The sequence below is a fragment of the Lysobacter rhizosphaerae genome (genome assembly GCF_054779795.1).
The window spans coordinates 120,554-134,523 of sequence record NZ_BAAGXO010000003.1; the positions used below are offsets into that span (position 1 = coordinate 120,554).

Annotated in this window: 10 protein-coding genes; 5 read left to right on the forward strand and 5 right to left on the reverse strand. The window is 64.9% G+C overall.

The genetic code is table 11. From position 1 onward, the window contains the following. Nucleotides 1-6: 6 nt before the first annotated feature. The 5 genes from ACYVGE_RS05555 to ACYVGE_RS05575 are packed head-to-tail and all read left to right on the forward strand — an operon-like array spanning nucleotide 7 to nucleotide 5,742. Nucleotides 7-810, forward strand: a complete 804-nt coding sequence (locus tag ACYVGE_RS05555; RefSeq protein WP_460727858.1) for an alpha/beta hydrolase family protein — start codon at nucleotides 7-9, stop codon at nucleotides 808-810. Further along, the gene (locus ACYVGE_RS05560) at nucleotides 807-1,649 is read left to right on the forward strand and encodes a hypothetical protein (RefSeq protein ID WP_460727860.1); all 843 of its coding nucleotides are present in this window, start codon (nucleotides 807-809) and stop codon (nucleotides 1,647-1,649) included. Before ACYVGE_RS05555 ends, ACYVGE_RS05560 begins: the two co-directional genes overlap by 4 nt. Before the next feature lie 38 nt (nucleotides 1,650-1,687). Then, complete coding sequence (locus ACYVGE_RS05565; RefSeq protein ID WP_460727862.1) at nucleotides 1,688-3,415, forward strand: glucosamine inositolphosphorylceramide transferase family protein; 1,728 nt, start codon at nucleotides 1,688-1,690, stop codon at nucleotides 3,413-3,415. Nucleotides 3,416-3,440: 25 nt separating this feature from the next. Further along, a complete protein-coding gene (locus tag ACYVGE_RS05570) occupies nucleotides 3,441-4,961 on the forward strand; it encodes an oligosaccharide flippase family protein (protein ID WP_460727864.1) in 1,521 nt (506 codons plus the stop codon). Next, nucleotides 4,954-5,742 carry a YdcF family protein gene (locus ACYVGE_RS05575; RefSeq protein ID WP_460727866.1) on the forward strand — a complete coding sequence of 263 codons (789 nt, stop codon included), beginning with the start codon at nucleotides 4,954-4,956 and terminating at the stop codon, nucleotides 5,740-5,742. The genes ACYVGE_RS05570 and ACYVGE_RS05575 overlap by 8 nt, the downstream gene beginning before the upstream one ends. A 70-nt stretch (nucleotides 5,743-5,812) precedes the next feature. Here ACYVGE_RS05575 and ACYVGE_RS05580 read toward each other — a convergent pair whose 3' ends face one another. From ACYVGE_RS05580 to ACYVGE_RS05600, 5 genes are all read right to left on the reverse strand, one after another. Beyond that, on the reverse strand, nucleotides 5,813-8,065 hold the full coding sequence (locus tag ACYVGE_RS05580; RefSeq protein WP_460727868.1) for a choice-of-anchor Q domain-containing protein: 2,253 nt from the start codon (nucleotides 8,063-8,065) through the stop codon (nucleotides 5,813-5,815). A gap of 437 nt (nucleotides 8,066-8,502) precedes the next feature. Beyond that, a complete protein-coding gene (locus ACYVGE_RS05585; RefSeq protein WP_460727870.1) occupies nucleotides 8,503-9,987 on the reverse strand; it encodes a hypothetical protein in 1,485 nt (494 codons plus the stop codon). Nucleotides 9,988-10,045: 58 nt separating this feature from the next. After that, a complete protein-coding gene (locus tag ACYVGE_RS05590; RefSeq protein ID WP_460727872.1) occupies nucleotides 10,046-11,368 on the reverse strand; it encodes an O-antigen ligase family protein in 1,323 nt (440 codons plus the stop codon). Between the two features lie 73 nt (nucleotides 11,369-11,441). Continuing rightward, a complete protein-coding gene (locus tag ACYVGE_RS05595; RefSeq protein ID WP_460727874.1) occupies nucleotides 11,442-12,605 on the reverse strand; it encodes a glycosyltransferase in 1,164 nt (387 codons plus the stop codon). Then, nucleotides 12,598-13,917, reverse strand: a complete 1,320-nt coding sequence (locus ACYVGE_RS05600) for a glycosyltransferase (RefSeq protein ID WP_460727876.1) — start codon at nucleotides 13,915-13,917, stop codon at nucleotides 12,598-12,600. Before ACYVGE_RS05600 ends, ACYVGE_RS05595 begins: the two co-directional genes overlap by 8 nt. Nucleotides 13,918-13,970: the final 53 nt, after the last annotated feature.

The window sequence follows — 13,970 nt, forward strand, 5'->3', positions numbered from 1 at the left end:
ATTGCGATGAGCATCGGCGACTGGGAGCCGTTCTGGCTGGGGCCGTCTTCGCGTCGGCTCTACGCCGCATTGCATGGCGTGCCTGGCTCGCCCTCGACTGGCGTCGTCCTCGTACCTCCGTTGCTGCACGAGATGCCACGCAGCCGGCGCTTCATCGCCGAGGTGGCGCGGGAGTTTGCAACGATCGGGCTGCCCTCGCTGCGCTTCGACTTCCACGGCACCGGTGATTCCACCGGCAGCGGGGACGAATTGGATTTCGCTTCCATGCATCGCGATCTGGACCTGGCGACAACGGCATTGCGTGAAAGGACCGGTGCCAAGCGACTGGCCCTGCTCGCGTGGCGCGGCAGCGCGCTCGCCGTGCGGAGCTGGCTGGGTCGCGGTGGCGTGGCCGACCTCGTCGTGCTCTGGGAGCCGGTGGTCGATGGCGGATCCTGGCTGCAGGAACTCGTGCAGGGCGATGCCGGCGAGCGCGCGATACGGCCACCGCCGCGCGCCGGCGTCCCCCGCATAACAGACCCGGCAGACGGTCAGCTGATGGGCTTCCCTGCGTCATCGCGACTGCGCGGCGATCTTGCGCAGGCGCGCATGGATGACGGCAGGGCATCGGGCACTGCGCCGATGTGGGCGCTGGTCCGTGCACAGGTGACCGCCCTGCCGGGGAACATCGCCCGTGTGCTGCCGCTGCCGGAAAATACACCCAGTTTCGACATTGGCGCCGCAATGGATGCGACGTTCTTCCTGACGCCGCCGGTCCGTGATTTGGTGAACCAACTCGGGCAGGCGATGCGTCAGGAGATCCGGGCATGAATGCCGTGCTGGACGCCACTCCTCTCGAGGTGGATATGGAGCAAGAGGTGCTCGTGCGCTTCGGTTCCGGCGGCCAGTTGGCCGGTGTGCTGAGTGGCGTGCCAGGAACGGGACCGACGCTGTTGCTTCCCAGCGCCGGCTTGCAGCCGCGAGCGGGTCCATTCCGGTTGCATGTCCTGCTTGCGCAGAGGCTGGCGGCGAATGGGATCAGGACCTTTCGCTACGACGTCCCGGGCGTTGGTGAAGCGCCGCGCATGCCGGCATGCGACGCAACGCTGGCGACGGTAGCCGCGATGGACCAGCTCGAAGCGATGCACGGCTGTCGCAACTTCGCCATTGGTGGCATCTGCAGCGCTGCCGATACCGGCTGGGACGTGGCCAACCTGGATCCACGCGTATCGGCACTGCTGCTGCTGGACGGCATCTGTTTCACTGGCCCCTGGCATCGCTACGCCCGCATCCTCGGGCTGCTGCGCCGCATGCCGAACGAATGGCGGCATTTCGCACGCAAGGCGACGGGGCGTCTGCGCGGTACCGCGAGCCTCGATCCGGATTCGTTCCGCACCTGGCCCAGCCATGCGCAGGCGCGCGAACAGTTCGCACAGCTGGTGGCACGCGACGTGCGGATGCTGTGGATCTTCAGTGGCGGTTATGCAGAGCACTTCCTGCATCCGCGCCAGTTCGAATGGTCGTTCGGCCCGCCGGCGAACGATGCGCGGGTGACGATGCATTACTGGCCTGACTGCGACCACACCTATTTCGGCCGTGCGCAGCGCGACCGCCTGGTCGACGCAGTAGCAGGCTGGATGGTTGCGCTGGCGGCGAAGAAGGTCCCATGAAGCACGCGGGAGCGACCGTGAAGACGCCACTGTATGCAGTGCCGGAAGGTGCCAGGAAGCCGCTGCGCGTTGTGATGGTCGGGCCCGCCGAGATCCCCGGATGGTTGCGTGCCTTCCATGAACTTGCCGCTGGCTACGACTGGATCGAACTGCGGACGGTGGTGGTGCCGGAAACCGTGCTTCCCCGGGTGCCCGACGTGCCGGCCGACGTGCGCGCCGTCGTCGCGCTCGAGCACGCGCTGCTTGGAGACAACAGCACCCTGGCGCCGGTGCCAATGCCCTCGGTTCCCGGTCATGCCGACGCCATGCCCGATGCGTCGCTTTCCCTGCGAGTCAGCGCGCTGAGTCCCGACCTCATCCTGCTGCTGGGGCCGCGCGAATCGGCAACCGCGCTGGCCGCCCTTGCGCCTTTGGGCTGCTGGCACGTCGATGCCAACCTGGTCGATGCGCGATATGCGGGGCTTTCCCTGCTTGCGCCGATGTTGCAGGGCGAACACACGACGCAGATGGCCCTGATGTTGAAGCAGGCGGCGGGCACGCCGATCGACCTGACTGTCAGTTGGGGCCGGACGCGCCCGAGTTCGTTCATGAAGCAACGGGAGGATGCCTTCCTGAAGCTGCCGGGCCTGTTGCTGCGTGCCTTGCACCGTCTCGCTGGCGGCTATGTTTCCGTGGTTCCCCACTCGGTCGCGACGCTGGACCTGCGCGCGCAACTGCCCATGGGGCGAGCAGTTGGAATGCGGGTGCTCGTCCTGCTGTTGCAGGCTGGCTTGCGCCGGATCACAGGCAAGCGCAGGGACGGCAGCATCGGCTGGACCCTGGTATTGCGCCTGAACGGGACTCCGCTTGATCCGCAGGCGCCCGTCATGGGGTCGCACGTACTGCTCAGGGCCGAGAAGGGGTGGTGGGCGGATCCGTTCGTTATCACGGCGCAGGGACGCCGGCTCGTGTACGTGGAAGAGATGATCAATCCGAAGCGCAACGTCGCCAACATCGCCTGCGTGGAACTGACGGATGGCGGGGCACGCCGGTTGGGCGTGGCGCTCGACGAACCAGGCCACCTTTCGTTCCCGCAGGTCTTCGCCTGGCAGGAGCACTGGTACATGACCGTCGAGTCGAGCTACGACCGGCGCGTGAGCCTGTACCGGGCTACGCATTTTCCTCTCGGGTGGGAACGCGTGCGGGACCTGGTCACGGGACGGGTATGCGTCGATCCCACGCTTCACCACCACGAGGGTCGTTGGTATCTGTTCACCAATGTGGCGGAGAACCGCAACAGCACCAGCGACGAGCTGTTCCTGTTCGTGGCCGACAGTCTCGAAGGCGAATTTTCCCCGCATCCCGCGTCTCCCATCGTCTGCGACGTGCGTCGCGCGCGCATGGCGGGCCGGCTGTTCCGCCACCGGGGCCGTCTGATCCGGCCGGCCCAGGACTGCGGGCCCGGCTACGGAAACGCCGTGGTCTTCAACGAGGTACTCGAGTTGGGACCGACGACCTATCGCGAACGCCAACTCTCGCGATTGGCGCCCCAGCTGGCACGGCCCGTGGGTGGATGCCATACCTACAACGTCGACGGCGGCGTCGAAGTACTCGATGTGTTTGGACGCCGGCCCACCGGGCCGGCGTACCTGAAGATATTCGACGGCCCCCGGTCCCCACCTGAGAGGAGTATTGATCCTGCCGCGGACAACAAGGTGGAGCAGTTGGCTTCCGCTGTCCTGCAGAAAACGGGTGACCGGGTACACCCCGGCGCGCCACCCCGTTGATGCGAACGATGGCGGATTGCACACGATGAACAGCCAGGCGGAAATCACCCAGGACGACGGCAAGGGCGCGCAGGCGCCAGCCCAGCAACGTCCGGACATCGGTACGCATTACCTGCGCTATTTCGTCTCGAATGGCGTCGTGATGCTCCTGGGATTCATCTCTTTCCCGATCCTGACGCGGTACCTGGACAATGCCCAGTTCGGCATCCTCAGGTATTACGACACTTTGATGCTGCTGGGCGTGGCGCTGCTCAAGTTTGGAACGCCGCACGCGATCGTGCGCTTCTATCCCTACGACGGCGACCCGGTCCGGATGCGGGCCTTCGGCACCAACATGGTGTTCCTGCCCCTGCTGATGTCCGGGTCGGTGTGGGCCTTGATTGTCGTCGTCCTCATGCTCTGGACGTGGCTGGGAGGGGGGAGTTTCCAGCCGCTCTTCTGGTGCGCGGCGATGCTGGTTCCCATGCTCGCTGCCACCAACATCGTGCAGATGGTGGTTCGCGCCAGCGAGCGTTCGGACATCCTCATGGCGACACGCGTCATCGCGCGCATGCTCGAGCTGGTGTTCGTGCTTGGGGCAGTAGTGCTGATACAGCACAGCGCACTGGCTGCGTACGGCGGCAAGCTCATCGCGGCGGCGCTGATGCTGGTCTGGCTCGCGCAGTGGATGTATCGCAACGTGCATGTCGCGCGCGATTCGATCGACCTGGCCGCCTTCCGCACCGGAATGATGTATGGCTTCCCGCTGATGGCCAACGAGTTGGCGTCCAGCGTCCTGGCCAACATGGATCGCGTATTGCTCAAGCACATCACCGGCGACTTCGCGGTAGTGGGCATCTATGCCATCGGCTATTCCCTGGCCATGCAACTCAACGTCTTCATCAACGCGACCCTTTCGGAGGCGTTCACGCCGGTGGTCATGCGCGCGTACGAAACAGGGGGCAGCGTTGCCGTCCGTGAGCTGAAGGAGCAGGTCCTGCTGCCGATGACCTATGCAGTGGTCGCGATCATCGTGATGCTGTTGGTATCCGGCCAGGACCTGCTGGTCGCGCTGAGCGGCGCCGACAAGGCGGCATCGGGCGAAGTGTTTGTCGTGGTCGGTATCACGCTGTCGACATTCGCGTTGTTCAACATAGCCAATTACGGCCTGCAGCTGAAGAAGCGGACCATGCAGGTGTTGACGATCACGTTCATCGCCGCGCTGCTGAACATCGCAATGAACTTCATCCTGATTCCCCGCATTGGATACATCGGTGCTGCGTGGGCCACGGCGATCGCCTACGGCGCATTGACCGTTGCCCAGTTCATGGTCTGTCCGAAGGGATTGGCGCGCCTTCCCGACGCGCGTTCCGTCGTGGTGTCCCTGGCCTGCGGCGCGGTGCTGGTGGCCGTTGCACGAGGCACCGACCTTTTCGGGTTGCACAACGTCTGGATGCGCCTGCTCGCAGGTGGCGTGCTGTTCGTGCTCCTCTATGCACTGCCGGTCCTGGCGCTCGATCCCAAGCTTCGCCAGATGATGCGGGCCCTGCGATCGCGGTTTGATTGACTTGGTCACGTGGCTGCTATCGCCGCTGGCGTGGTTGCTGCTCGCGTGCGTATCCATGCCATGGGCCTGGCGCCATCACCGGCAACGAACCTGGCCGACCATTGCATGCGGCCTGTTGATCGTCATCGCACTGGCAGCGATGACGCCGCTCGCGGCGAACATGTTGTCGTGGCCGCTGGAGCGCCCCCTCGCCGAACCAGCGGGCTGCAGGTCGGCGCCGCCATCGACCGCGGTCGTACTGGGCGGAGGCATCGACGGCCGGCCTCGAAGCGCAATGGACTACACCGCCCTGAACCTCGCGAGTCGGCGTCGCATCGATCGCGCTGTGGACTGGTGGGGCGAAGGCGAGGGCAGGCGACTGGTGCTCCAGGGTGGCACCGGCAACCCCCCGCTGGCCGAACTGATGGCTGCCTACGCCGGTATGCGTGGCGTATCCGCATCGGCATTGCAGCTGGAAACAGGTTCCTTCGATACCTGGAGCAATGCGCGCGGGGCCGCGCAACTGACGCCGCGCCTGCCGCGCCGGATCGTGCTGGTGACGTCATGGATCCACATGGCCAGAGCGCAGGAGGCTTTCACCAGTGCCGGCTTCGAAGTGTGCCCGCTCGGGACTGATCTGCGCCGGCTGCCGTCGCGATTGCCCTGGGCGCTGGTGCCGCGAACCAGCGGCCTGGCGAATTCCGAAGTTGCGTTGCACGAATGGGTAGGACTCGTGAACTACCGCTGGCGCGGCCGCCACGGAATCGAGCGGACCGCCGTGGTCGGTGAAACGGGGCAGTAACTGCCGAACAAAAAAAGGGCCCCGGATTCCGGGGCCCTTTGAGGTGTTGCAGTTTTATTTCGTCAGCTGATTACTTGTAGACCGAGAAGGAGCTGGTCGTCGTCTTGGTCAGGCTGCCGGAAGTCGCCACCGTGGTCACCGAGTAGGTTCCGATCGAGCTCGAACCCGTGCCGGACACGAACGACATCTTGGCGTAGCCGTTGCTGTCGGTCGTCACGGTCTTCTCGATCGTGTTGACCTTGTTCGGCTTGAGCGCGGTGAAGCTCACCTTCGCTCCCGCGACAGCCACGCCACCCTTCAGTACACGAGCGGTGAGGTAAACCGTTTCACCCGCCTTGTAGCTGCTCTTGCTCGAGGTCACCGATTGCGTCAGGCCGGAAGCGGCGGCGACGGAGTAGGTGCTGGAAGCATTCGCGGTGTGGGCGCTGCCAACCGTGCTGCTGGTGCCCACGCCGATGGCATTGCTGCCGGTGGCGGTGGTGGGCGACGTCACGGCGAGCGTGGCGCTGCCGCTGGCACCCGGGGCGAGCACGACCGAGGCGGCCGACAGAGTGCCGGTCCAACCCGACGGAACGCTACGAGCCAGGGCAAACGAGGTGTTGCTGCACGCGGCGCTGTCGTTGTTCTTCACGCTGACGGCGTAGCTGTTCTTGGTGCCGGCGGCGACCGCGGTGGTCGGGCCAGTCAAGGTCAGCGTCGGCGCTGCGTGGGTGCAGGTCGTCGGCGTGGTGGGCGGCGTCGTCGGGGGCGTGGTGGGCGGAGTGGTGGGCGGCGTGGGCGTCGAGCTGCCTGCGCCGTACTCGTACGCACCGACGTCGTTGGCGGCACCGGTCGGACGCGCACCCATGACGAAGTCGGTCGTGACCGCACTGATCATCGGGGCCTTGTCGATCACCGGGCTGCCGGCAAGCGGCTCGGCATCGAAGGCAGCCAGCGTCTCATTGGTCAACTTCGGATCGGTCGAGCACGTGGTGCCGCTCGGGCAGGTACGCACCTTCCAGCCCATGTTGCCGGAGAAGGACTTCGCCGCCGGGGCGCCGCCAGCAGTCATCAGCGTCTGCTTGGTCGAATCGGCGTAGTACGGGAAGCCAACCACCATGTTGTTCTGGATGTAGATCTTGTCGGTGGACGTACCTTCGCCATACGCGATCTGCGCATCGCCTTCGCCGGCGATGGTGTTGTGGCGGACGGTCGCGACGTCGTTACCGGTGAGGATCAGCAGCAGCGAGCTGCCGTAGGCGCGGCACAGGTCGCCCGTGGTCATGTAGAACTTGCCACGGAAGTAGGTGCACTGGCCGACGAGAACCGAGTTCTCGATCAGCGAGTTGCCCTTGAGCTTGACCTGGTTGCCGGCGTTGGCCACCGAGTACACGCGACGCAGGGTCACATGGGTGGTGTCGGCGCCGTTCATGTAGCGCAGGTCGATACCGTCGGAGGTGTTGTGGTGCACGAACGCATCTTCGATCAGCCAGTCGCCGCCGGTTTCGGTGGTGCCCATGCCGTCGCCGTAGCCGCCGGTCTGCTGCGCCCAGCAAGCCCACACCGCGCCGGTGGAGACCTTCTCGCCGCAGCCGTTCCACGCGATCTCGATGTCGCGCATGACCATCTTGCCGGAGTTGGACGCACCGGTACCGATGTTGCCGTCCCAGCCCGCAGCGCCGTTCTTGTTGAGCTTGAAGCGCTCCATCGTCCAGTTGGTGAGGCCACCGGCGTTCATGCCGTTCTTGGCCATGCCGTGGATGTTGACGTCGTGCACCCAGACGTTGCTCGAGGCACGGGCGTACAGGCCCACGCGCGCCCACGGCATGCTGCTGGTGCAGGCGGCCGAGGCGTTGGAATGGTTGTAGACGCAGTCGCTGTTGTCGGTGACTTCGAGGTTGCCGAGTTCGACATTCGAGCTGCCGTCGAGATTGAGCACGCGATGCACGCCGCCGACGCCGATGAGCTTCGGGGTCGTGCCCGGCTTGCCCAGGATCTTGGTCCGGGCCGAGCTGGTGCCGCTCGGGACCGACTGCATGTAGCCGCCGCTGCCGATCTGATAGGAACCGGCGCCAATCAGCAGGGTGTCGCCACCAGCGATGCGCGCGGAGCCCGAATTGGGCATGGCAATATTCGGGTTCTTCCAGGCGCAGGCCTGGGCAGTGCCGCTGCCCGGATAGGCAGCATCGGAGCGGCCATTGCACTGGCTCGCATCGCCACCATCGGCGCGGACGTAAAAGGTAGTGGCTTGTGCGGAACCGATGGCGGCGAGGCCAACCGACGGCAGCATGAGCGAAAGGAAAAGCTTGGACAGCTTGCGATTGCGATTATTGGGAACAGTCATCAAAACGCACGTCTCCGTAAGACAAAGGGGGCGTGGCCAAGAGCTCCCTCCCTCGACCAGGAGGCGGACTCTACGGAGGGGGTACAGGGGGGTTTGTGCGACGCGGCACACTTCGCCGCCCGTTCGGGCGGCAGGCCCGTCTCAGGCGCTCAACGCCCTGACATTGCGCGAGAAATTCAGCTGGGATTTCGATAGATCAAAATCATGAACAGGGTTTTGCCTGTTCAGTGTTTTCTCGCGCGTACGCGTGCGCGCGGATTCTATTCGCGGAGGCGCGATAGAGCTGGTCAGGAAAGTGTGTCGTGCGTCACATGTGATAATTCCGGGCTTAAATCGTGCCAACTTTTGGCGCCGACTGGCTCCAACAAGCACGGAAAAAGATCGCCGGATTCCGACCAGCTTCGATGAATGCGGTTTGGTCGAATGAGGTGGCGTCGCTAGGGAGCGGCAGCTTTTCCGCACGTCACGGCACCGGCTTTGCCATGGGCCGGGCTGCCGGTAAGCGGTTTTGCATCGAAGGCGCCGAGGGCCATGTTGGCCAGCTTCGGGTCTTGTGTGCACTGCGTGTCGCCAGGGCAGGCTGCGACTTTCCAGGCCATGTTGCCGGAGTAGCTGATGGCTGCCTTTGACTTGCCGCCATCGAATGCAGAGAGCCGGATGGGATCCCCATAACGCGGATAACCAATCACCAGGTTGTCGCGGATATCTATCCTGTCCGAGGTGTCGCCCTCGCTGTGGCCAATCTGCACGGCTCCCTCGCCGGACAGGGTATTGCGGCGCACGACCGCCGTGTTGTGGCCGGTCATCACCAACTGCAGCGTGCTGCCATCGGAGCGGCACAGGTCGCCATCGGTCATGAAGAACTTGTTCCTGAAGAAGCTGCAGCTGCCGACCATCACCGAGTTCTCGATCAACGAGTTGCCCTTGACCTTGACCTGGTTGCCGGCATTGGCGATTGCGCGGATGCGGCGCAGCGTCACCCGGGTGGCGTCGGCGCCATCCATGTAACGCAGATCGAGGCCATCCGAAGTGTTGTGATGGACATACGCATCTTCGATCAGCCATTGGCCGCCGGTTTTTGTCGTGCCCAGGCCGTCGCCATAGCCGCCGGTTTTCTGCGCCCAGCAGGCCCACGGCTCGCCGGTCGCAACGCGTTCACCGCATCCATTCCAGGCGATCTCGATGTTGCGCATGATCATCCTGCCGGAGTTGGAACCTCCGCCTTCGATGTTGCCGTCCCATCCGGCGGTACCGTTCCTGTTGAGCTTGACGCGCTCCAGCGTCCAGTTGCTCAGGTCGCCGGCGTTGATCCCCCGTGCCGCCATGCCATGGATGTTGAGGTCATGCAGCCAGACGTTGTTGGAGGCGCGGGCGTAGAGGCCGACTCGCGCCCAGGGCATGGCATCGGTGCAGGCTGCCGCGGCGTTCGAATGCTTGTATACGCAATCGCTCCTGTCGGTGATCTCGAGGTGGCCGACTTCGACATTGGAACTGCCATCGAGGTTCAGGACGCGATGGACTCCATTGATGCCGACCAGTTTCGGCATCGCCCCCGCCTTGCCCAGGATGCGCGTAGGCGCATCCTTGCTCGGTCCACTGGGAACCGGCTGCAGATAGTCGTCTTCACCAATGGGATAGGTACCGCTGGCAATGCGCAGGATGTCGCCGCCTTCGATACGCGCAGGGCCCGAGTGGGGCAGGGCGATGCTGGGATTCTTCCACGCGCAGGCCTGGGCAGTGCCGTGTCCGGGATAGGCGGCATCCGCGCGGCCATCGCACTGGTTGGCGTCTCCGCCATCGCTGCGGATGTAATAAGTCGTCGCATTGCGCGACGCCAATGCGACCGGGATATCCGAGTTGCCCGATCGACCCGATGGGCAGAGTTCGGGCGCCGGGACCGCATCCGCCGCGCAGGCGGCCATGGCCGCGCATGCGCACGCAGCGAGCGCAGCGAGCCCTCTCGGCGCTCCCCCATGCATGTCAGCGAAGCGCATCCCTGAGCCTGGCGAGCCCCGGCACTGCGCGCACGGCGAGCGGAAAAAGCGTGCTCACGGGGACCAGGGGAGCGGTTGCCGATTGGCTGGCTGCGGCTAGCTCCGCGGCGGAGTGCGCCTTGATCCGGCCGTAACGTTCCATCAAGCCGCACAGGACCCAGAAGTTGGCCATGATCACGCTGTCGAAGAACGGGCTGCCATACATGTTGCCCAAGGCCATCGAAATGACCGCCAACGTGAAGCCCAGTTCGAACGTGCGCAACTCCGGCTTTGCTGCCCCCGGAGAGCGGCGCAGCCATCGTGACAGTTTCCATAGCCGCCAGAACACCCACAGCAGTGCCAGCAGACCCAACGGACCGCACTCGGCCAGGGTCAGCACGAAACCGTTGTGCGCATCCTTGGGCCGTCCATAAGGGGTGTAATCGCCGATATGCCTGTCGAAGCGTCCCAATCCCACGCCGGCCGGATGGTCGCGCAGCATGTTCATCGTGCCGTTCCAGATCACGAAGCGACTGGAAGTGCTGGCATCGAGCGTCACGGCGCCGGTGGCATCCACCTGCTGCGTCTCCTGGACGCGCTCGACGACACTTGAAGGCAGGAAGCTGGCCGCAGTCGCCACCAGCAACACGGCAGACAGCAACGCGGCAGGAATGCTGCGCCAGGCCAGCAGGATCATCATGCCGAACAGTCCGATCAGGTATGCCTGGCGTGAGTAGGTGAACAGAATTGCAAAGGCCAGGATCGCGCTGCCCGCGATCGCTGCCAGGCGCACGGATCGGCGCTGGTTCGGCTGAAGCACCAGCGCCACCAGGAATGGCAGGAACATGGCATAGAACACGCCGGCACGGTTGGCCATGTTGATCGGGCCGAATGGACCGGTGGCGCGTTCGGTGTCGGAGAACGATCCCAGGTTGAAGCTCAACCCTTGAAAAACGGCTTCGAGCCCGGCAAGGACGGCCACCAGCAGCAGCAGCATGATCATCTGCCGGGTGCCCTTCAGGTCCAGCCCGCATCGCCGGTAGGCGAGGTAAAGGAATGGAAAGAGCACCGCGCCCTTGGCTTCGCGCAGGTCAGCTCCGAAGTTCGACAAGTCGCTCCATTGCGCGGCGACGAAGGCAATCAGCATCGCCAGGAACAGCGCGATGAGCGGGGGAAGGAGGTAGCTGGCGCGCGCGAGATAGGGCTCCTCGCGATCGCCCAGGAGTATGGCGATGACGATCGCGGCGACCGAAACCGACACGCCGACATTGGACGGCAGGTGCGCCGCATTCGGCAGCAGCACGATGGGGATGGCGTAGAGAAGGCGCATGGGTCAGCAAACCTCACCGGCCATGCCGGTCGCATTGGGTGGGCTGGCGTTGCGTCGGCAGCCTGCGTTCATTTCATTGGCCCTGGTCCGCGTGTGCCAGCGTGCTAACTGCCGCCGGACCCGCATCAAGGAGGCAGCGCTCGTAGACCGCCGTTGTTCCGGCGACGAGCGCGGCTTGACTGTGGTGCTGCTCCACGTGCTGCCTGCCTGCCTGCGCGAGCGTCGTGCGCAGGTCCGGATCGACCATGCGCGCGATCAGGGTGGCGAACGCACCGGCATCGTCGCTCGGGAACAGCAGGCCAGTGCGTCCATGCTCGATCAGTTCGACACTCCCTCCGACCGCCGAAGCGATCACCGGGCAACCGGCGGCCATGGCTTCGAGCAAGGCGTTGGACAAGCCCTCGAAATGGGAAGGCAGCACCAGGAAGTCCGCTGCCTGCATCAACTGCGTGGCATCTGGCCGTTCGCCAAGGAAGCGCAGGCGCGAAGCCACGCCGTGGTCCGCGGCAAGCCGGGCTATCTCGTCGCGCAAGGGACCGTCGCCAGCCAGTGCCAGCCAGGGCCGTTGTGCGGGCGCGAGCATCGCGAGCGCACGGACCAGGCATTCCAGGTTCTTGACCGGAACCAGGCGCCCGACGAAGAGACCAAAAAGGTCTCCCTCCGGCGCGCCGATGGATTGGCGCATGGCGGCTTTTTCTTCGCTGGAAACAGGCGTGGGCAGGCCGACGTCGTTGGCGATGGTGGTGAACAGCGAGGCCGGCATTCGCGTGCGTTGGGCTGTCGAGTGCGCGCCTGCTTCGGAATTGGCGATCACTGCCGCGCTGCGGCCGAGCACGATGCGTTTGAGCCACCAGTACCACGCCGGCCGATCGTCCCGTACCGAACTGCGTTCGGACGCCACGAGCACCGGTCGCAGGCCGGACAGGAATCGCGCCGGCAGGGTCCACAGCTCGGCCGTCAACGAATAGGCATGCACGAGCGCATAGTTCCTCTCGCGCAGCAGGCGGGCGTAGGAGGCAAGGAAACGCAGGTCGAGACGGCCGCGCTTGGGCAGGCAATGCACGGTGATGCCGCTTGCGCGAATGGCATCGACCAGGAACGAGTCGCTGCGGAAGTAGGCGAGCTCGGGCTCCCAATGCTGCCTGTCCAGCCCGTCCAGCAGGTGCTGGATCTGGCGCTGGCTGCCGCCAACTTCCATGCTGTCGATCACCACGAGCACGCGCCGGCGATCATGCATGGCACAGCGCCCTGAAGTGTTTGAGCAACCGTGCGGCCTCGATGCGCACGTCGAAGTCGCGTTCGACCTTGCGCCGCCCGGCCTCGGCAAAGGACTCGCGTTGATGGGGCGCGTCGAGTAGCGCCTGCACCGCATTGGCCAGGGCTCCCACGTCGCCTGCCGCGACCAGGCGTCCGCTGACGCCGTCCTCGACCAGTTCGGGAATACCGGATATCCGTGTGCTGATGACGGGTAACCCGGTTGCCATTGATTCCATCAGGACATTGGGAATCCCGTCGGACTGCCCATTGGGGGCAACCACGCAAGGCAGGACCATCAGTGAGGAGTCGGTCATGTGCCGGGTGACCTCGCCCTGGGGCATCGCTCCCGGGAATTCCACGAGCGCGTCGAGGCCAAGTGCACTGCGCATGTTTTCCAGGCGTGTCCGCTCGGGGCCTTCGCCGACGACCGTGCAGCGGAATTCGACGCCGCGATCGCGCAGTTCCGCCAGCGACTTGAGCAGGATGTCGAAGCCCTTCATCGGAACCAGTCGGCCGACGGAGAGCAGCTTCCGCGGATCACGCCCGGTGCGGACGTACGGAAGTTCGGCAAGGTTGAGCGACGAGTGGATGACGTGTACTGGGATCGCGCCCGGTGCCGGCATCCAACGCTCCATGAAGCGGACGTTGTGTTCGGTGATCGTCACGGCGAGCGCGGCACTCTGCAGCTTGCCGGCCATCATGTGGTCTTCGATGAAGATGTCGTGCGCACGACTGGTGAAGCTGTAGGGAACTTCGAGCACCCGCGACAGGAACCACGCCACCGTCGCCGGATAGGTGGCCCAGGACGCATGCAGGAGCTGCGGGGAGAACGCACCGATCTCATCGATGCGGCCCAGCGCGCGGAAGATCGCCGCCATGCTCTTGGCGAGTGCGGCAGGCCGGCGCCACAGCTCGCGCAACATGATTGCGAGGAAGGTCAGGCTCTCCGACGGCCGGTGCAGCAAGGTGGCGAATGCAGCGCCGAGCGTTTGCAGGCTACTCGCGGGATGCATGACGCGATCGAGCAGTGCTTCCGCTTGCGGTTGGACGATGTGTTCCCTTGGCTGTTTCAGCGACAGCACGCGGACATCCACGCCGCGATCGATCAAGGCCTGGATTTCGCGGACGATGAAGGTCTCCGACAGGCTCGGAAACTGCGAGACCACATACAGGATGCGCTGCGGGGAGGGGGCCACCGGGGCCTGCGATTCTGCCCATGGCGCTTGCGGCGCCGGCGTCGGGACGCCATCCGGACCGGCAGCGTAGTTGTTCTCCGTCGACTGCATTCGCATTGATCCAATCCCGCTCTAGGGAAAAACGTCGCGGGGCGCCATCCACGGCCAGC

Bases quoted from the DNA above. Each gene is read 5' to 3' on its own strand.
- ACYVGE_RS05555 (WP_460727858.1), top strand. From the start codon at position 7: ATGAGCATCGGCGACTGGGAGCCGTTCTGGCTGGGGCCGTCTTCGCGT.
- ACYVGE_RS05560 (WP_460727860.1), top strand. From the start codon at position 807: ATGAATGCCGTGCTGGACGCCACTCCTCTCGAGGTGGATATGGAGCAA.
- ACYVGE_RS05570 (WP_460727864.1), top strand. From the start codon at position 3,441: ATGAACAGCCAGGCGGAAATCACCCAGGACGACGGCAAGGGCGCGCAG.
- ACYVGE_RS05580 (WP_460727868.1), bottom strand. From the start codon at position 8,065: ATGACTGTTCCCAATAATCGCAATCGCAAGCTGTCCAAGCTTTTCCTT.
- ACYVGE_RS05585 (WP_460727870.1), bottom strand. From the start codon at position 9,987: ATGGCCGCCTGCGCGGCGGATGCGGTCCCGGCGCCCGAACTCTGCCCA.
- ACYVGE_RS05590 (WP_460727872.1), bottom strand. From the start codon at position 11,368: ATGCGCCTTCTCTACGCCATCCCCATCGTGCTGCTGCCGAATGCGGCG.
- ACYVGE_RS05595 (WP_460727874.1), bottom strand. From the start codon at position 12,605: ATGCATGATCGCCGGCGCGTGCTCGTGGTGATCGACAGCATGGAAGTT.
- ACYVGE_RS05600 (WP_460727876.1), bottom strand. From the start codon at position 13,917: ATGCGAATGCAGTCGACGGAGAACAACTACGCTGCCGGTCCGGATGGC.